General features: G+C 59.1%; 19 protein-coding genes. 7 read left to right on the top strand and 12 right to left on the bottom strand.

Features of this window, described 5'->3' with window-relative positions; genetic code table 11:
• Window positions 1-89: 89 nt before the first annotated feature.
• On the bottom strand, window positions 90-1,577 hold the full coding sequence (gene gatA, locus ACLI1O_RS05205; RefSeq protein WP_239267716.1) for an Asp-tRNA(Asn)/Glu-tRNA(Gln) amidotransferase subunit GatA: 1,488 nt from the start codon (window positions 1,575-1,577) through the stop codon (window positions 90-92).
• The gene (gatC, locus tag ACLI1O_RS05200; RefSeq protein ID WP_005280231.1) at window positions 1,578-1,874 is read right to left on the bottom strand and encodes an Asp-tRNA(Asn)/Glu-tRNA(Gln) amidotransferase subunit GatC; all 297 of its coding nucleotides are present in this window, start codon (window positions 1,872-1,874) and stop codon (window positions 1,578-1,580) included. It abuts the gene before it with no gap.
• A 207-nt stretch (window positions 1,875-2,081) separates the two neighbouring features.
• Here gatC and ACLI1O_RS05195 point away from each other — a divergent pair, with 207 nt between their 5' ends.
• Window positions 2,082-2,744, top strand: coding sequence for an amino acid-binding ACT (locus tag ACLI1O_RS05195; RefSeq protein ID WP_005280230.1), 663 nt, complete (start codon window positions 2,082-2,084; stop codon window positions 2,742-2,744).
• Between the two features lie 17 nt (window positions 2,745-2,761).
• Here the strand turns inward: ACLI1O_RS05195 and ligA are convergent, their stop codons facing one another.
• A complete protein-coding gene (gene ligA, locus ACLI1O_RS05190) occupies window positions 2,762-4,831 on the bottom strand; it encodes an NAD-dependent DNA ligase LigA (RefSeq protein WP_411707006.1) in 2,070 nt (689 codons plus the stop codon).
• A gap of 45 nt (window positions 4,832-4,876) precedes the next feature.
• On the opposite strand from ligA, the gene ACLI1O_RS05185 reads away from it, so the two are divergent.
• From ACLI1O_RS05185 to ACLI1O_RS05170, 4 genes are read left to right on the top strand one after another with little or no spacing between them, the layout of a single operon-like run.
• Complete coding sequence (locus ACLI1O_RS05185) at window positions 4,877-5,548, top strand: 3'-5' exonuclease (RefSeq protein WP_411707005.1); 672 nt, start codon at window positions 4,877-4,879, stop codon at window positions 5,546-5,548.
• Between the two features lie 40 nt (window positions 5,549-5,588).
• Window positions 5,589-6,086: an ArsR/SmtB family transcription factor gene (locus tag ACLI1O_RS05180; protein WP_239267722.1), complete on the top strand. Its 498-nt coding sequence runs from the start codon at window positions 5,589-5,591 to the stop codon at window positions 6,084-6,086.
• Window positions 6,086-7,084: a serine hydrolase domain-containing protein gene (locus ACLI1O_RS05175; protein WP_239267724.1), complete on the top strand. Its 999-nt coding sequence runs from the start codon at window positions 6,086-6,088 to the stop codon at window positions 7,082-7,084. Before ACLI1O_RS05180 ends, ACLI1O_RS05175 begins: the two co-directional genes overlap by 1 nt.
• A 9-nt stretch (window positions 7,085-7,093) precedes the next feature.
• Entirely contained in the window at window positions 7,094-7,384 is a 291-nt protein-coding gene (locus tag ACLI1O_RS05170; RefSeq protein WP_239267725.1) for a hypothetical protein, read from the top strand.
• On the opposite strand, the gene ACLI1O_RS05165 is transcribed toward ACLI1O_RS05170, so the two are convergent.
• Together ACLI1O_RS05165 and mnmA are read right to left on the bottom strand one after the other, a co-directional pair.
• The gene (locus tag ACLI1O_RS05165) at window positions 7,381-8,298 is read right to left on the bottom strand and encodes a methionine synthase (protein ID WP_411707004.1); all 918 of its coding nucleotides are present in this window, start codon (window positions 8,296-8,298) and stop codon (window positions 7,381-7,383) included. The genes ACLI1O_RS05170 and ACLI1O_RS05165 overlap by 4 nt on opposite strands.
• Window positions 8,299-9,384: a tRNA 2-thiouridine(34) synthase MnmA gene (gene mnmA / locus ACLI1O_RS05160; protein ID WP_284643707.1), complete on the bottom strand. Its 1,086-nt coding sequence runs from the start codon at window positions 9,382-9,384 to the stop codon at window positions 8,299-8,301. It lies immediately after the preceding gene.
• 96 nt (window positions 9,385-9,480) lie between these two features.
• Between mnmA and ACLI1O_RS05155 the strand changes: the two genes are divergently transcribed.
• Window positions 9,481-10,317 carry a spermidine synthase gene (locus ACLI1O_RS05155; RefSeq protein ID WP_411707003.1) on the top strand — a complete coding sequence of 279 codons (837 nt, stop codon included), beginning with the start codon at window positions 9,481-9,483 and terminating at the stop codon, window positions 10,315-10,317.
• On the opposite strand, the gene ACLI1O_RS05150 is transcribed toward ACLI1O_RS05155, so the two are convergent.
• Window positions 10,298-11,461, bottom strand: a complete 1,164-nt coding sequence (locus ACLI1O_RS05150; RefSeq protein ID WP_284782580.1) for a glycoside hydrolase family 25 protein — start codon at window positions 11,459-11,461, stop codon at window positions 10,298-10,300. The two genes, ACLI1O_RS05155 and ACLI1O_RS05150, sit on opposite strands and share 20 nt — an antisense overlap.
• 415 nt (window positions 11,462-11,876) lie before the next feature.
• Here ACLI1O_RS05150 and ACLI1O_RS05145 point away from each other — a divergent pair, with 415 nt between their 5' ends.
• The gene (locus ACLI1O_RS05145; protein WP_411707002.1) at window positions 11,877-12,845 is read left to right on the top strand and encodes an HNH endonuclease signature motif containing protein; all 969 of its coding nucleotides are present in this window, start codon (window positions 11,877-11,879) and stop codon (window positions 12,843-12,845) included.
• Here the strand turns inward: ACLI1O_RS05145 and ACLI1O_RS05140 are convergent.
• Genes ACLI1O_RS05140 through ACLI1O_RS05115 form a run of 6 tightly spaced genes read right to left on the bottom strand, consistent with a single transcriptional unit; the run spans window position 12,842 to window position 18,491 of the window.
• Window positions 12,842-13,957 carry a cysteine desulfurase family protein gene (locus tag ACLI1O_RS05140; protein ID WP_126318834.1) on the bottom strand — a complete coding sequence of 372 codons (1,116 nt, stop codon included), beginning with the start codon at window positions 13,955-13,957 and terminating at the stop codon, window positions 12,842-12,844. The two genes, ACLI1O_RS05145 and ACLI1O_RS05140, sit on opposite strands and share 4 nt — an antisense overlap.
• A complete protein-coding gene (locus ACLI1O_RS05135; protein WP_411707001.1) occupies window positions 13,957-14,898 on the bottom strand; it encodes an electron transfer flavoprotein subunit alpha/FixB family protein in 942 nt (313 codons plus the stop codon). The genes ACLI1O_RS05140 and ACLI1O_RS05135 overlap by 1 nt, the downstream gene beginning before the upstream one ends.
• An 8-nt stretch (window positions 14,899-14,906) precedes the next feature.
• Window positions 14,907-15,689 (bottom strand): electron transfer flavoprotein subunit beta/FixA family protein, encoded by a 783-nt coding sequence (locus tag ACLI1O_RS05130; RefSeq protein ID WP_349864992.1) that lies wholly within the window; start codon window positions 15,687-15,689, stop codon window positions 14,907-14,909.
• 26 nt (window positions 15,690-15,715) lie between these two features.
• Complete coding sequence (locus ACLI1O_RS05125) at window positions 15,716-16,849, bottom strand: THUMP-like domain-containing protein (protein ID WP_411707000.1); 1,134 nt, start codon at window positions 16,847-16,849, stop codon at window positions 15,716-15,718.
• Window positions 16,846-17,673 carry an NUDIX hydrolase gene (locus tag ACLI1O_RS05120; protein ID WP_239267744.1) on the bottom strand — a complete coding sequence of 276 codons (828 nt, stop codon included), beginning with the start codon at window positions 17,671-17,673 and terminating at the stop codon, window positions 16,846-16,848. Before ACLI1O_RS05120 ends, ACLI1O_RS05125 begins: the two co-directional genes overlap by 4 nt.
• Window positions 17,673-18,491 (bottom strand): ABC transporter ATP-binding protein, encoded by an 819-nt coding sequence (locus ACLI1O_RS05115; RefSeq protein WP_239267745.1) that lies wholly within the window; start codon window positions 18,489-18,491, stop codon window positions 17,673-17,675. Before ACLI1O_RS05115 ends, ACLI1O_RS05120 begins: the two co-directional genes overlap by 1 nt.
• Window positions 18,492-18,516 lie beyond the last annotated feature (25 nt).

Here is an 18,516-nt window from a genome sequence, read left to right as displayed (position 1 = left end):
CCTGCCGGATGGGCATCCAACAGGGGTGTAAACGAATCGTTATCTAATCCGCAGCTATTTCACAGTGACAACGATTTTAGATAGCGCGGCTAGCTTTGGCGCTTAGCTTCATAGGCTGCACCCACCTTGTACAGGCGGTCATCCTGGAAAGCCGGTGCCATGATCTGCAAACCGGTAGGCAAGTTGGTATCGGCGGCCAGGCCGGAAGGCACGGACATGCCGCACAGGCCGGCCAGGTTTAGCGGCAAGGTGCACAGGTCGAAGTTGTACATCGCCATGGGGTCTTCGGCCTTCTCCCCCAGCTTGAACGCGGTGGTTGGGGTGGTCGGCGAGACTAGTACGTCAGCCTGCTCAAAGGCGCGGGCAAAGTCCTGGGCCACGAGGGTGCGCACGCGCTGCGCCTGCAGGTAGTAGGCATCGTAGTAGCCCACGGACAGCGCATACGTGCCCAGCATGATGCGGCGCTTGACCTCGGGGCCGAAGCCCTCTGCGCGCGACTGGGACATGACCTGCTCCGCGGAGTGGGATCCGTCATCGCCAGCGCGCAGGCCGTAGCGCATGCCATCGAAGCGGGCCAGGTTGGACGAGACCTCACACGGCATGATCAGGTAGTAGGCAGCCAAGGCCTCGTCGAAGTGCGGGCAGTCCACCTCGACGATTTCCGCGCCCTGCTCGCGCAGCTGTTCCACGGCGGCGTGGTAGTTCTCCATCACGCCGTCCTGCCAGCCATCGCGCTCGAATTGCTTAATGAGGCCTACCTTGACGCCGCTCAGATCACCCTTCGCGCCTTCGCGGGCGGCCTCCACCACGGGGGCAACAGGCCTGTCCACAGACGTGGCGTCGAAGGCATCGTGGCCGGCAATAACCTCGTGCAAGAGCGCGGTATCCAGGACGGTACGGCCACAGGGACCCGCCTGGTCCAGCGAGGACGCGGCTGCAATCAGGCCGTAGCGAGATACCGTGCCGTAGGTGGGCTTTACGCCCACGGTATTGGTCAGCGCCGACGGCTGGCGAATGGATCCGCCGGTATCGGTACCAATACCTAATGGAGCTTGCCCCGAGGCCAGCGCCGCTGCAGTGCCGCCACCGGAACCGCCCGGGGTGCGCTCGGTGTCATACGGGTTGTGAACCGGGCCAAATGCGGAGTTCTCATTGGACGAACCCATCGCAAACTCATCCAGGTTCGTCTTGCCAAGGATCGGGATGCCGGCCTCGCGCAGGCGCTTGGTCACCGTCGCATCATACGGAGACATGTAGCCTTCGAGCATCTTGGATGCGGCGGTAGTGGGGGCATCGGTAGTAACCAGCAGGTCTTTTAGAGCCAGCGGCACACCGGCCAGTGCCGATGCGGGCTTTTCGCCGGCGTCGAGGGCCTTATCCACGACATCGGCAGCCGCCAATGCTTCCTCCTGCCCCACGTGCAGGAAGGAGTTGAGTTCCGGGTTGGTTTCCGCAATGCGATCCAAAAAGGCCTGGGTGACCTCGCGGGAGGTCACCTCGCGCGCGTGAATCTTGTCCGCCAGCTCGGCGGCGGTCAAAGAGGTCAGCCCCTCCGCAGGTACGACAACGTTGGTCATTTACTCTCCTCCCAAAATCTGCGGCACGACGAATCGCTCATCTTCCACGGCCGGCGCTTGGTCCAAGGCCTGCTCGGCGGTAAGGGTGCGCACGATGACGTCTTCGCGCATCGGTGCATCCACGGAGTGCGGGTGGCTCATCGGTTCCACGCCTTCAGTGTCCACGTTCCTTACTGCGGAAACGGAATCAACAATTTCATCAATCTGGCTTGCGAATTGGGCTAGCTCTTCATCGCTTAATGCCAGGCGGGAAAGCTTGGCAAGGTGGGCTACCTCATCACGCGAAATCTCAGACACGCGAACTCCATCCTTTTTCCATAATCGACGCGCAGGTGAAAATTATTTTCCCGCGCGTACTATGTAAATTGCTAAGGCTCCATGATACTGCACCAACCCGCGCGGTTGCCGAGTCACCCCGAATTATTGCCCCTTGAACGTCGCACTGTGACCCAGGTATCGTTATTGGAACTATAAGCTTATAAGCTACTGAAAGCGTGCGACTTAATGTCTTACCTAATCCGTGTCCTGCTTCCCGATACCCCTGGTAGTTTGGGCCAGCTTTCGGAGGCCTTCGGACTGGTTGACGGCAATATCCAATCCGTTGACATCGTAGAATCCTTCCCGGATGGCACCGTCATGGATGACATCGTCATTGAACTTCCCGCAGACGCTATGGCCGATGCCTTAATTACCGCCGCCGCCTCTGTTCATGGCGTGGAAGTAGATTCCATTCGGCCCTTCAGCGGCCGCGTGGACCGGCGCGGGCAGATCGAGTTATTAGCGCGCGTTGCCGCCAATGCCTCCAATGTCACGGCAGCGATGGAGGAAGTCGTCGCGGCTATTCCGAAGGCGGCGACCTCCACGTGGGCCATCGTCATTGACAATAATGAGCCCATTCACCGCGTCGCTTCCTCAAACGCGGCCCCTGCCGATGACGATACGATTCCGGTCGATCTCAACATCGACAGCGCGCGCACCTTGCACCCCGATAAGGACGAATGGGTGCCAGAAAGCTGGGCGCTGCTCGATTCCGCCCTGGCCGCGGCTCCCCTGGGAGATACCGGGATGGTCATCGCCATGGGTCGCACCGGCGGGCCGGAATACCTGGCCTCTGAAGTCGAGCACCTCGGCCACATCGGCACGATTTTGGGCGCCTTCCTCAAATAAGCCCCAGCCCGGCGCGCCTATACCTCCCCGGTGTCCAAGAGCGTGTGGAATTGCTCCTCGTTCAAGATAGGCACGCCAAGGTCGCGAGCCTTATCCTCCTTGGAGCCGGCTTTGGCTCCGGCGACGAGGTAGGAGGTTTTCTTTGATACGGAGCCGGTTGCCTTTCCGCCGCGGCTGATGATGGCTTCCTTGGCGGAATCGCGCGTGAAGTCTTCGAGGCTGCCGGTAACAACGATGGTCAGGCCCTCTAGGGTTTGTTCCTTCCTGTCCTCGGCGGCTACCTCCATGGCTAGACCAGCCTCCGCCCATTTCTCAACGATGGTGCGGTGCCAGTCCACCTCGAACCAGGCGTGGAAGGATTCCGCGATGACCGCGCCTACGCCATCTACCTCTGCAAGATCTTCGGTTTTGGCCGCGCGCAGCTTTTCCATGGAGCCATAACGCGCTGCCAAGGCGCGGGCGGCAATGGGGCCCACGTGGCGAATGGATAGCGAGACTAGCACGCGCCAGAAGTCGCGGTCTTTGACCTCTTCTAAGTTCTGCAGGAGGTTCTTGCCCGCGGTATTGACCTTGGCATTGCCCTCTTTTTTGCTGCGCTTATCCTTCGTATCGCACTTGGCCGTATAGACATCGGAAGCAAGCAGCTTTTCTTCCGTTAGTTCGAAGAGCTCGGATTCATCGGTGAGGATTCCGTTTTCGATGAGGTCCATAGCTCCCTTCTCCCCCAGTGCCTCAATGTCGAGGCCCTTGCGGGAGGCGAGGTATTCCAGGCGCGCGGAAAGTTGGGCTGGGCAGGATTGGGTATTGGGGCATCGCCAGTCAGCATCGCCATCTTTTTGCGGGGCGAGCGTCGTGCCGCAGGCTGGGCACTGCGTGGGGAAGGACCATTCGTATTCGCTGCCATCGCGCTGTTCGCGCACGGGGCCTAGTACCTCAGGAATGATTTCCCCGGCCTTGCGGATAATAATGGTATCCCCGATAAGCACGCCCTTGCGCTTGACCTCAGACTGATTGTGCAGGGTCGCCATGGATACCGTGGAGCCGGAGACAAAGACCGGTTCCATGATGGCAAAGGGGGTAACGCGCCCCGTACGCCCGACACCGACCTCGATGTTTTTTAGCTTCGTCGTGACCTCTTCCGGCGGGTACTTATAGGCAATGGCCCAGCGGGGTGCGCGGGAGGTCGCCCCGAGCTGGCGCTGTGAGCCCAAATCGTCCACCTTGACCACGAGCCCATCCATTTCAAAAATCGCATCGTGGCGGTGTTCGGCCCAGTAAGATACTTCCTCTTGTACTTCTGCGGCGGAGTGGACCTGCTTGGTATAGGGCGAGACGGGCAAGCCCCATGCGGCGATGGCCTTATAGGCGTCGTGCTGGGAGGAGGGGGAAAATCCCTCGCGCGCGCCTAGGCCGTGACACACCATGCGCAGGCGGCGTTTTTTCACCTCGGCGGGATCCTTCATGCGCAGTCCGCCGGCCGCAGCGTTGCGGGGATTGGCAAACCGCGCCTTGCCGTCCGCCGCGCGCTCCTCATTGATCTCTTCGAAATCTTCGGGGCGCATATAGACCTCGCCGCGGATTTCAATAAGTTCCGGGACTGGGTACTCATCAGTGCCCGTAAGTTCGTGCGGGATATCAGAAATAACCCGCGCATTGGCGGTAATCTCCTCGCCCACGGTGCCATCGCCACGGGTAGCGGCCGTGTCCAAACGCCCGTTGCGGTAGACCAAGTCGATGGAGAGGCCATCGATCTTCAGCTCCGTCAGGTAGGTTTTGGCGGGCGTCCTATCCAGCCAGTCCTGCATCTCACCGGCGCTAAAGACGTTATCGAGGCTCATCATGCGCTCGAGGTGCTCAATATCCTCGCCGGCGTTCGGGGTTGCACCTACCTGTTGGGTAGGCGAATCCGGAACCGCCAGCTCCGGGTGCTGCTTTTCTAGGTCCATCAGGCGCTGGAAAAGCGCGTCAAAGTCGGCATCGGGAATTGCCGGTTCACCGTTGTAATACAGGTTGCGGTGGCGGCGCACTTCCTGCGCCAGGTCGTTCCATTCACGTTGCACATCAGCTGGATTAGTCACGGTATCCAAGTCTAGCGATCCCCCATGTCCGGGCTAGCTACTAAGGTATGGACCATGAACTTCGACGCCTCCCGCATGCTCGCCTTCGACCTTGAGACCACCTCCGCCAACCCCAAAGACGCCCGCATCGTTACCTCTGCCCTAGTCCGCATTGACGGCCACGATGTCCAGAAGGTGGAGCACCTTGCGGATCCTGGCATCGAGATCCCCCAAGCCGCCACCGACGTGCATGGGATCACAACGGAAAAGGCCCAGGCAGAAGGCCGCCCGCACGAGGAGGTCCTCAAGGACACGGTTGATGCCATCAAGGCTGCGTGGGACGACGGCCTGACACTCATCGTGTATAACGCGCCTTTTGATCTTACTGTGCTGCGCAGCCTCACTGGCGATTTCACGGTCACCGGCCCTGTCTTCGATCCGTACGTCATTGACCGCGTGAGCGATAAGTGGCGCAAGGGAAAGCGCACCCTCGGAGCGGTGTGCGAGCACTACGGCGTGGAATTGGGCAATGCGCACGAGGCTACTGCCGATGCCCTCGCTGCCGCTCGCGTGGCCTGGAGGCAGGTGCGCCAGCACTACCCCAACCTCGCGCAGATGGACGAAAACGAGCTCATGGAATTCCAAGCAGTCAAGTGGTACGAGGACCGCGTCGCCTTCAAGAAGTACCTAGAAGGCAAGGGCCGCGATGCCTCCGATGTCTCGACGGCGTGGCCGCTCATTTCCTAATCCCCTTGCCATATTTCTAGTGTTTTGGAATTCTAGAAATATGGATTCCTTAGAATCGCGCATTGCCCGTCTCGAGGCTCGCGTCACACAACTCGAAAACCCCGACCCTGACCCCGTCGAATCATCCGCGGGAGAGTCCACCATGTGGCTCGCGGATGCGCTTGAACCTTCTGACCAGCTTCCTGAAGGGTCCGTCATTTTTGGCGGCAACATCACCACCGGCCTAGGTTCCTATGTCTACCAATGGCAGCGCCCAACAAACACGGTGACCGCTGGAGATTGGTCCGACAATCTCGACCGCCTCGCCGCATTGGCGCACCCCGTGCGCGGTGAAATTCTGCGCCGCCTCCTTAGCGCACCAGCCACCGCCACAGAACTGGTGGAAGAGGAAATCGTCACCTCCACCGGCACCGCCTATCACCACCTCAGTGCGCTTACTAACGGTGGCTGGACCACCAAGACACACGGGCAATACTCAATCCGTGCGGCCCGCGTCATCCCCCTGCTCACGATCATTACCGCAAGCGAGGATCACTAATGCGAAAGCGAAAAATGGCGCTAGCCATCACCGTCACCATCATGTCAGCAGCCCTCCTGCTCGTGATTGGGCCGCGGCGGATCGCTGTGGCCACCACGGAAACCGGCAATGCCGAACTTTCCGCCACACTGCGCAAACACACCGAACCGGGTTTCAATAATCTCACCGCCTTCACGCTGCACGAAGGGAAAGCCACCTTCGCAGGGCTCGGCGCGGATGAACACACAGAGGTAGAAATCGGTTCGGTGACCAAGATGTTCACCGGAGAAATAGCTCACCAGCTTGTAGAAGAAGGAAAAATAGGCCTTGATACCACCGTGGGCGATGTCCTAGACGTTGGCCAAGCACCCATTTCCGAGGTCACAGTACAAGAGTTGCTCAACCACACCTCAGGATTACCCCGGCTAGCACAAGGGAATTTTTTCGCTGATGCAATATCGGCCGTTACTGGTGTTAATCCCTACGCAGGTGAGACCACCCAAGATATCCTCGATGCCGCCACCGAAGCGGATCTTAAAGATCGTGGAACGGAGACTTATTCCAATATGGGGTATGGACTGCTTGGCCACCTCCTGGAAACGGCAGCCGATTCAGACTATGAAGACCTGCTCCAGGAGAGAATCTTCCAACCCGCCGGAATGACGGAGTCCTACCTCATGACCCCAGGATCTGTCCCCGATGATGCCCCACGGGGCCTTACTGCCACCGGCCGGGAGGCCGATCCATGGGAGATGGGAGGCGGCAATGCCGCAGCGGGCGCACTACGATCAACCGCACATGACATGGCAGCTTTCGCCGAGTGGATTATGGATAACGGCGATATGGCCTATGGCTGGCAAAAAAGTGAAGACAACCAAAGCTTCTGGCACGACGGCGGAACGGGTGGCTACTCGACGATGCTCATCATAGATCCCGAAAATAAGCGCGCAGCCTTCGCCAATAATGACACCCCGGCGTGGACTAGTGACCTCGCCCAAGCGCTATTCGATGAGATTTAAGGAATTAAAATGATTACCACCCTAATCTTTGCCGCCATCACAGCATCCGAAATCTGGGGAACGTGGAAAGCGCTCAAGAAACCACCTTCCTCGGGGATGCTTATCACGTCGGCGATTGTCAGCATCGCCATGATCGCCTTCGTTGGTAACGCCGCTCCGTGGTACAGCCTAGTCAATTATGGCTGGTGGTATGTCCTCGTAACCGCTTGCTCCCTACACATGGGCGCCGTCGCCTGGTGTATATACACAGACCGCAGTGAAAAGTCTCCGAAGACAGATAGCCTTGGGCGAGCTGCTTAAAGGTCGCCCGCATCGCGGGTGAGGATCGCGGCGGTCTCGGTTACAGAGTGCAATGAGCTTGCCGATGCCCGAGCCGGAAACACATCAAAGTGGTCCACGAGCAGCTCACGCGGCATGCCAATGCGGTCCAGGTGGCGGGCAAGCGAAATCGCCTCGTCCTGCGCGTTGGTGCCGGAAAGTGGAACGCCGACTCGGCGGCCTTCGGACAGGTGCTCGCCCATCCCATCGAAATGCTCCGGGGTAGATAGACGGTCGCGGTAGCGCGCATCAACGAGGAATGTCTTCACGGCCCCAGCCACCGACCACAGCGGCGGAGCATGGAGATAATCCGCCTCAAACCGCAGGAGGGTCTCGAGTGCCGCCTCATCAGGGACGGCGGGGATCGAATCAAAGTCGGTGGTTCCTGGAATGCGGCCGGCGATGACATCGGCAAGCAGCGGCTCATCCAGTTGCACCACGACCTCGCCGTGGAAGCGGCGTGCAACATCGGTGGCGTGGGTGCGGATGCCGTGCAGCAGGGCATCGGAAAGCTCCGCAAAGGCACCGGAATCGGTGAGTACGCGGTGACCATCGGCAAGCTCAATGCTGGCCGCCAGCGACCACGGGCCGAGCGCCTGCACCTTGATGCGAGGCACGGTCTCTCCCCACACCTGCTGCACCTCATCGAGATCGCGCTCGAGTCGGTCCCACGCGCGGCGAGTAAGCAGCTGGGGACGGGCCGTCATGCGCCACGAACGGGGGCCGCGATCGATGGTGATGGCCTCGAGCATGCTTGCGGTACGCCCCACCGAATCGGAGCCCAGCCCGCGTTCCGGTAGCTGCGGGATGGCGGGAAGCTCGGTCTCGCCCATAATGATGTCCGCTGCCTCCGCCATAGAGGTGCCGGGCATGGGCCCGAGTGCGAATCCGGTCATTTACACGGTCTCGCAGATGGTGCCGGAACCGATGACGATATCGCCCAAGTCATCTGGGGAAGGCAAGTACAGCACCGCAGCCTGTCCGCGGGCAACGCCAGACAGTGGCTCCTTGAGCTCCAGGCGCATCGAATCAGCGGCGCGGTCCACGTGGGCAATGCACGGCACTACGGAACCGTGCGCACGAACCTGCACCTCGCACTCAAAGTCGCCGTCCATACCAGGGTGCAGGTACTTCAAGCGGTCAGCCCTGATGGCGGTAACCGCCAGGTCCTCGCGCGCGCCAACAGTCACCGTGCCCGTTGCAGCATCGATATCGGTGACGTAACGCGGGCGGCCATCGGCAGCCGGGGCCTTGATGTCCAGGCCCTTGCGCTGGCCGATGGTGTAGTTCCACGCACCATCATGTTCCTTAAGCTCCGTTCCCTCTTGGTCCACGATCATGCCGGGGCGAAGGCCGATCCGCGATCCAAGGAACTGCTGGGTATTTCCGTCTGGAATGAAGCAGATGTCATAAGAATCCGGCTTCTTCGCTGTGGAAAAACCGTGCGCCGCAGCCTCTTCGCGGATTTGCGGCTTGGGGGTATCACCGATGGGGAAAAAGCAGTGCTCCAGCTCCTCGGCGGAAATGACGCCGAGCACATAAGACTGGTCTTTATTCTCATCCTTGGAGCGGCGCATGTAGCCATCATCATCAAGGGTGGCGTAGTGGCCGGTCGCAACGGCATCAAAGCCTAGAGCCATGCCCTTTTGCAGCAGCGCACGGAACTTAATCTTCTCATTGCAGCGCAGGCAGGGATTCGGGGTTTCACCGCGGGCATAGGAATCCACGAAGTCCGTAATAACCTCTTCCTTGAATTCCTCCGAAAAGTCCCAGACATAGAACGGAATGCCCAACTTATCGCAAATGCGGCGGGCATCGGCGGAATCCTCCAACGAACAGCAGCCGCGGGCCTTTTCGCGCGTTTGCTGCGCGTCCTTATGCAGGGCCAGGTGCACGCCGACGACATCGTGGCCAGCCTCCACCGCACGGGCGGCGGCGACAGATGAGTCCACGCCACCAGACATTGCTACCAATACTCGCATTGCATTCCCCTTTAAATACCTCGACTACAGGCCCGAAAGTGTACTCCCTTGCCCCAACGCAGCTTAAATCGATTCCATTCCCTAAGCTTGAATCCCATGGGTAGAAAGCGAGCTGCGAACAGGTCAGGCATCACCGGGACCTACGAGATATCCACCGGCACCGCCGAGGTCGTACCGGATGAATTCCGCGACGGAGCTTATATCCTTAACGTCAATGGCGTTCCTAGCAGCCATATCGTGCTGGGCGAGCCGCAGGAACTCGACTTTGAATATATGCGCTGGATCGCAGCGGCGGTGGAACACCTTAATACGGTCTCCCCTAATAAGCTGCGCGTTACCCACCTCGGCGGGGCCGGCTGCTCACTCCCGCGCTACTTCGCCGACCTTTGGCCGGACAGCCGCCATACGGTAGTCGAGCTTGATGCCAAGCTGGGCGAATTAGTCCGCGAGCTTTTCGATGTCCCCCGTTCCCCCACCGTCAAAATCCGCCCCGGCGATGCCCGAAAGGAAACCGAAGGTTTTCTGCCCGCCAGCCGCGATATCATTATCCGCGATGTCTTCTCTGGGGACACCACGCCGAAAAATCTAACGACGGTGGAGTTTTTCCAAGCGGCCAAAATGCCCCTGTCTGCCGGCGGCCTTTATGTGGCCAACTGCGGCGATCACTCGGACCTCCAGTTGGCGAAGAAAGAATTGGCCGGGCTTTCTGAGGTCTTCGATCACCTCGCTGTAATCGCTGACCCGCCCATGCTCAAGGGGCGCCGATATGGAAACATCATCTTACTGGCCTCAGATACACAACTGCCAGCTGAGGGCTCGGTACAAGCCGCTCAGCTGGCAAAGGCACTCTTAGGCGGGGCCGTTCCCGCACACTTTAAGGATGAAAGCTGGACCCGTAAATTCTTTGCGGGAGCTACTTCAGCACGCGATTGAGCAAGTCAGCTACTTGATCGGCATCGAAGTCCGGCACGTCAGCACCGGCCTTCTTCGCCGCATCCTTAGCTTCTTCGACCTGGTTGCCGGAAACTTCGCCCTTGTCGACGCCATTGACATGGCCCGCGTTGTCAAGCAGTAGTGCCAAGTCGCCGACGGTGAAATCACCGACCGCCATCTTGCCAAGTTGCTTCAGAGGTAGAGCGTCCTCCTCTTCCAAGGCCTTCACAAAGGCCGCCAAGCCCTCAGCAGCCTGGGCATCGAGGCCGGCGTCTTTGGCGGCATCGGCAAGCTGGGGCATTGCAATGAGGCCAGCCGCAAGGGCGAAGATTGCACCAATCACCGGCGTGCTATCGGAGCTAAGGTCCACACCATCGTCGAGGACGAGGCTATCGAGCGCGCCGCCGATATCGACGTAATTGCCGCCGCTAAAAGACTCTAGCTGCTGCTTCGAGCCATTAAAGAGGTTCAAGTCCACATCGGTGGGAATACCAGCGACCTTGCCCGATCCAGAGCGCTGCCAGAAGGACAGGTTCTTCCACCCACCCACTGGATCCGGGGCTTCATCCTGGTATGCCGCCAACCACAGTGGCATATTGGAGAACTTCTGGGAGTTATTCATCTCGCCCATCCAGAAGTACTTGTAGGTATAAATCATTGGGGTGCGGTTGGTCAGGCGCTTGAGCTCGGAGGTAAATTCCTCGATCCAGCTCTCCAACTGGGAGGCCGACTTGCCCTCGGAGACCTCGATATCAAGCACCGGCGGCAACGTCTGATTCGGCGCCAACGCAATCTGCGCCGCAAAGTTAGCCGCCTGCGTCTTCGCATCGCCAGCTGGGCGCGCATAGTGGTATGCGCCAGTCTTCAGGCCGTGCGCATTGGCCGCTTGGATGTCTTTAACGTAGTGCGGGTTAATCCAGTCCCCACCCTCGGTGGCCTTAACAAAGGCGAAGGACTGGCCGTCAGATTTCACCTTATTCCAGTCAATAGGCATGCCACCGGGGTGCTGGTGGGCAGCAATATCGATGCCTTTCGGTGCGCTGTTTCCCAATGCTGCCTGCGCGGCAGCGGTCCCGCTCACCGTGACTGCAACTGCAGCGATAACCGCGATGATGCTCTTGCGGAGTGCCCTCATAGTTGTCATGCGCGAGAGTCTAACAATCATTCACACTAATCACATTTACAACACGCGTACCACGCGTGGGGATTTTTCACTCCCCTATCCAGTTTTTCGGAAATGTACCATTTAGAACACATATTCGCTTTTCGGCTTGCGGGAGTCAAACGGATAACTTATGGTAAACCTATGAACATTAGCAACTTAGTGCGAAACTCGGGGGATAATCGCCATGGAACCCTACTACCTCATCACTGATCCACACGATGACATAGCAGTTAGTGCCACGTGTAATAGAAAATCCGACTACCTACTCTGGAAGGAAATTCGACCAAGTTTAGAAGATGATTTCGATATTGCGTGTCATACGCTGGCAGGTCGCACCGGCTTAAGCGAACGGCGCACGAGGGATATCACCATGGCGCTATACCGCTTAGAGGAATTGCCACGCACAAAACTGCTGCAGGAAACCTACTACTTCCTCGACTTCTCTCGGCTTATCACCATTGATTCGGTCTTAAGCAAACTTGGCGAGGTAGACAGCGGCGTCCTTCAACGCATAGACGCCGAATTGGAAAAATACCTGACTCCCACAAAGCCGGGTCAAAACTTTCCATCAAATGCTGCCCTTCGCCGAAAGCTCAATGGGCTTATCACCATGGAATCCCCAGACACCACAGGTGATAAGGAATCTGAGGAAGAAGACGGGCGAAATGACTCCTATTTCATCTACCCCACCGCGGGCGGACGAGCAGGGTTAAACGTAGAGTTCGATGAAGATACACTCATCCTCATTGACGAGGTTGTTCAGCGTACTTCGGAAGGGCACGGACTCAGTAAGGCCGATGCACTGGCCCAGCTGATCCTCGGAACCATCGAAGATAAATCTCAGGTACACCTTTATATGTACCGCGCCAGCGACGTAAAAGCGGCTCCAGGATTTATCCAGGGCTACGGGTGGGTTCACCCAGATACCGCTGACCGTCTAACACCGATCACTACCTGGGACATGGACCAAGCGGCAACAAGGGTAAGCCCGGCCTACTCCACGCCGCCGCTCATCGGTGCCTATGTGGAAGGCCGCGATGGTGTGTGCCGCTGGCCTGGGTGCAACCGCCCAGCCTACAGGTGCCAAAAAGACCACCGGATCGATTTCTCAGAGGGAGGAAAGACGACGGCTGGAAATTTAGCCTCGCTGTGCCAGCACCACCACAACGTAAAGACGGATAAAAGCGCCTTTTACATCATGGATCCGCACAGCGGGGATATCATCTGGCTCTTCCAAGACGGACGGTGGGCATACGACGAACCGCAGGGACCGCTAGCGGCGAAAAACAAGAACTGGGCGCTAACTGTTGCCCAGGCAATCGCCGCCCGGCGGAATGCTGCCAAAGAAAGGGCTGATACTTAAACCGTGCGGGCTCGGGCAACAACCTCTGGTAAATGCGCGAGCACGTAATCCACATCGTCTTCGGAAGTAAGGCGTCCCAGAGTGAACCGGAGGGACCCAATTCCTTCTTCCTCGCTGACACCCATTGCAGAAAGCACATGGGACATGCGGTTGACGCCTGCGCTGCAGGCACTGCCGGTCGATGCCTCAATCTGCAGCGAGTCCAGCAACATGATGAGGCTATCGCCATCGGTGCCGGGGAAAGAAACGTGTAGGTGCGACGGCAAGCATGGCTCGGTGGAATTCACGACAACGTTGTCGATGGATGAGAGGATCCCATCCCGCAGCTTATTCCGAAGTGCAGCGATGCGCTCGCCCTCGGCAGCGCTTTCTGCGATCGACTCCTCCAACGCAGCGGCGAGCGCGGAGGCGCTAGCTACGTCTACCGTGCCAGGGCGAAGTCCGCGTTCTTGCCCGCCTCCGTAGGAAATCGGCTGCGGCGCAGGGGTGCGCTTGGCCAAAAGCACGCCAATACCGCGCGGGCCGCCAAACTTGTGTGCGCTGGCGGCAAGCGTTGTGATGCCCAATTCCGCAAAATTGATGGGCAGCTTGCCCGCTACCTGCACCGCATCCACGTGCATGGGAATACCGGATTGTTGCGCGAGGGATGCGAGATCCTCGATGGGCTGAATCGCACCGGTTTCGTTATTGGCCCACATGCAGGTGGCAAGGTCGGCAGGTTCCGCGAAGGCGCCCCCATCGCTGATATGCCCGTTGCGGTCCACAGGGAGCAGATCCACGGTGGCGCCACCCTGGGCAAGCTTGCTCACGGTATCGCGCACCGCTGGGTGCTCAATATCCGTCGAGATGATGCGGTTGGTATTTCCCGCCGCAAAAAGCCCCTGGATAGCGATATTATCCGCCTCGGTCCCAGAGGAGGTAAAAATGACCTCGATGGGTTCGCACCCAAGGAGGGAGGCGACTTTCTCGCGGGCATCGTCAAGCACGGAGCGGGCCCTACGGCCAGAGGCGTACTGCGCGCTGGAGTTGAGCGATCCGGAGGCGGCAACCCATGCGTCGATGGCGGATTGGCGCATCGGCTGGGTTGCTGCGTAGTCGAAATAGTGCGGCATTACTGGCGCGCCTTCAATTCCTCGGTCAAAGCTGGGGCGATTTCGTGCAGGTCTCCGACGACGCCGAGATCGGCGATTTGGAAGAACGGTTCATCTTGGTCCTGGTTAATCACCACGATGGTGCCGGAGGTCTGCATGCCCGAGGTGTGCTGAATGGCACCGGAAATGCCCAAACCAATGTAGAGATCTGGCGACACGGTCACGCCTGTCTGGCCCACCTGGTGGGTAGCGTCGTAGAAGCCTTCATCGACGGCGTCGCGGGTGGCACCGACGGCGCCACCGAGGGCATCGGCAAGCGGCTCTACGATCTCGCCGAACTTATCGCCGACGCCGCGGCCGCCAGAAACCACAACCTTGGCTGCGGTGAGCTCGGGACGGGCGGACTTCTCGGCCGGAGTAAAGGAATTAACCTTGACATCCTTCTCGGTTGCCGCAGGCAGTGGCATTGGGGCCGCCTGAGTTTCCACCTGCTGGGGCTCCGCCGCAACGGAACCCGGCTGCAGGGTATAAATCGGGCAGCTGCCAGTGGCCTGCGAAGTGGTCTCGTAGGTGCCGCCGAAAATGGTCATCGTTGCAGACCCATCCGCCTCAATGGAATCCACATTGACGAGCGCACCGGAGGCCAAGCGGGCGGACAAGTGGCCCGCAATCTCGTTATTCGTCGGGCTGGCGGCCAGAACGATGGGCGCCGGATTGGCTGCGCCCAGGGCGTGCAAAGCATCAACCTCAGGGGTCACCAGGCGCTGGTCATAATCCTCCGCCGTTGCCTGCACTACCTGGGCGGCACCGAGGGCGGCTAGCTCGGCATCGAAGGAATCTGCCTGCTTTCCGACGACCACCGCAGACACCGTCCCCAATTCGCGTGCGGCGGTAATGAGCTCACCGGTAACGGGGAGAATGCTGTCTGCATCGTGTTCAACAAGTACGTAAACGTGAGACATTTCTACTCCTAAATCAAGTTCTTTGCGGCAAGGAAGTCAGCAATCTTCTTCGCAGCATCCTGCGGCTGTGGCTCCGAGATAACCTCGCCGGCCGTGCGCGGTGGGCGCTTAGAAGAAGAAGTGACCGTCGTGGTTGGTGCAATGGCATCAATGCCTAGGTCGGCCACGCTCAATGTGGTGATTTGTGCCTTCTTAGCGGCCATAAGCCCCTTGAAGTTTGGGAAGCGCGGTTTATCAGCCTTATCGGTGACGGACACAATCGCAGGAAGGGCGGCCTCGAGCTCCCAGGTTCCGCGGGCGTCTTCGCGGCTGCCTTTTACCGCGCTGCCCGAAAGTTCTACCTGGTGCAGCTCGGTCAAGGCGGGCAGTTGGCGGTATTCAGCGAGCAATCCAGCCAGCGTGCCGGTCGAGGCATCGGAAGCCTCATTGCCCAAGGTGATCAGTTGGACATCCTCTAGCGTGTTAATCGCTGCGTTCAGGGTCCACGCGGTAGACAGTGCATCGGCGCCGGCCAGTGCGTCGTCAGATACGAGGACCGCGTCATCTGCACCCATCGCAAGCGCCTTGCGGAGGGCCTCGTCTGCTTGTGCGGGGCCCATCGTTAAAGCGACAACACGGTAGTTTTCATCCGGATTATCATCGCGCAGGCGTAGCGCTTGTTCCACGGAGTATTCATTAATCTCATCAATGATGTTGTCCACGGAGGTGCGATCCAGGGTGTGGTCATCCTCCAGAGATTTGGTGGACCACGTATCCGGTACATGCTTGACCAGAGCCACAATCGTTGGCATTGGGGGCACTCACCTTTCCGATAGATTTATGTTGCGTAATTCTCTTCGGACGATAATACTCGGGGTTGGCAAAGCAACGCGATACCCTGTGAGCCAATTCGCGTAATGATGACTGCGAATGGCCGCGAGCCCTTCAACTTCATCTGCTTTCTTAGCTGGTCAGGGTCCACGTCTACGCCGCGCACAAGGATTTCTAGGCTGCCTGCATCATAAGATTTTAGTACCGATTTTAGGCGCTTTAGGGGGACCTTTTCTATGAATGGAAATCCCGACATTCCCTGCGGGATGCGATCCCCTGTTAGGTACGCAATCCGCGGATCGATCTGCCACAATCCTTCGCGCGCCGCATAATGCTGCACGAGGCCCGCGCGCACCACTGCCCCATCGGGGTCAATGAGATACGTACCGATCTCGCCCGCCTCTGGCAGGTTGTGCTCTTCATCCGTGAGGACGTCAACTGACTCGCCCTGAATCATCACCGCGTGCCTGCCCGTGCCGAGGCCAGGTGTGTAGAGGCACGCCTCCTTAACTGCTCCATTGACGCTGCTTACAGCGACCAATCCGTCCCAGTCACTGAAATCGAGACCGGGTGCGCACTTGATGGCCAGGTGTGCGTCCCTGTGCGCGGCGATTAGGTCTGGCAGCGGTGGCAGCAAATCCTCCGGACGGGAAATCCGCCGCCCGGCCTTTCTGCGGGCAGGATCGGCGATAATGACGTCCGCCGTGGTGGTCGTAGTGAGTGCATCTGCTTGAAAGAACGAGTCAGAATCCAAATTATGCCGGGCCATGGCAATGCGCGAGGCGTCGATATCGGAGCCGAAATAGTCAAGGCTCGATCCGTAGCCTTCAGTGCCGATGGAACACGTGACATCGTGGACGGTGCGCATCCCTTTCTGCTGCAGGAATTCTGAGCGATAGCGCGCAACAGGCAGCGGGGTGGCTTGCTGGGCAGAATCGGCATCCATAAGCCAGGTCTCAGGCAGCTTTCCGCCCCGCCGGGCAGTAAGTAGCTCCATGGCGCAGCGCGCATAATCGCCGTAGGCTGCTTTCAGCTTTTCTAGATCCTTCAGCTGCGAAGCCTTGCTCAGATCCAAGTCCAAGCTAGCCAGTTCGGCGTTGTGCTCGCTTAAGAAACGGACTTCATCGAGGTTAAAACTCATATGCGCTCTGTAGGGGTGGTGGCGAAATATTCCGCATACTGCGGGTCATCGCGGGGATCGCCGATGACGGGGCGAAGGTCGGACGAGGAGGCATCATCAAGCACCTCTTGGACGGTGGAGTACTTGCATAACCGTTGCATTTGCGCCCATGTAGGAACTACGAGGCGGACGAGTCCGGCCCGCCAGCCCTCTAGGATGAGCTGCGGCGAAAACCATCCGGCATCATCTGCTTCGTGAGTGTCCCCGTCCGGCTCCTGCCCGCTCGGAAGCAGGCCAACGAAGAAAAATGTATCGAACCAATGGTTTTTGCTTTGCCCTACCCACCGGGCCCATGGGAGGAGCATATCGGCATCGACGCGCATCCCGTTATTACTAAGGAACTCGGTAAAGGAGATGGTGTGGCTTTCTAGGAGCCTGCGCTCGCGGTGATACCGGCGCGCATTAGAAATCGTGCCGTCATCCCGGATCGCAAACAAGGTACCGGATTCCTCGAAGAGCTCGCGGGCCGCGGCGAAGACGAGGGCGTGGGCTTTGTACTTGGTCACGCCCATCCGCCGAGCCATAGCCACAACGGACTTTCCAGCCCACAAATCACCGGAATCCCACGAACGCGGTGGGAAATCGCGCGGGTCTACCCCACCGCCAGGGAATACGGCATGGCCCGGGTAGTTACGCATGGTGCTCACGCGTTCTTGGACCCAGACCTCGAGCCCGTCGTGGCCATCGCGAAGCAAGAGCACGGTCGCCGCCATGCGCCCACCGTTAAACCCGGTGGTATCGCTGGCGTCGATCGCATCGAGCCGGTCATGAATCTGGTTGTTCATTAAGATATCCGGCGGGCAAAGTATCGCTGCCCAATACGATCTACCTGAATGGGTTGGTGGAAGGCCTGGGATAGGTTCTCCGAGGTCAGCACGGAGTTAATGAGACCTTTTGCTACCACTTTTCCTTCATCCAGAAGCATCGCGTGGGTAAAGCCGTACGGGATTTCTTCCACGTGGTGGGTAATCATGACGATGGCCGGGGCATCCGGATCCATCGCGAGATCGCCCAAGTATCCCACGAGATCTTCGCGCCCGCCAAGGTCCATGCCAGCAGAAGGCTCATCCAAGATGAGCAGCTCCGGGTTGGACATCAAGGCGCGGGCGAGGATGACGCGCTTCTTCTCACCTTCCGAAAGCGTCGTCCACGTACGGTCCTTTAAGTGGCTAGCGCCAACCTGGGCCAAGATGTCATCGGCGCGGGAAAAGTCCATGTCTTGGTATTCTTCGCGCCACCGGCCCAAGACCGCGTAACCGGCAGAAATGACGAGGTCATAGACCCGCTCATCCGCGGGAATGCGCGATTGCACGGCGGCGGAGGACAGACCAATCAGCGCGCGCAGGTCACGCATATCGGTCTTGCCAATTTGCTCGCCCATCAAAAAGGCCGTGCCCTTGGAGGGAAATTCCTCCGCGGCCGCCATGCGCACCAAGGAGGTCTTTCCGGCGCCATTCGGCCCGATGATGACCCAGCGTTCATCGAGCTCGACCTGCCAGTCCACGGGCCCTACCAAGTGCTTGCCACCGCGGCGAAGCTCCACGCCACGGAAGTCGATGAGCCAGTCTTGATCAGTTGGGGTTACGTCGTTCACGCCTTCCATTGTGACTGATCTATTCACCACCCGC

The sequence above is a fragment of the Corynebacterium sp. LaCa78 genome (assembly GCF_046717505.1).
Lineage (GTDB): Bacteria > Actinomycetota > Actinomycetes > Mycobacteriales > Mycobacteriaceae > Corynebacterium.
Note: the sequence above shows the minus strand (reverse complement) of the source record. Positions and strands in the feature narration are given on the sequence as shown.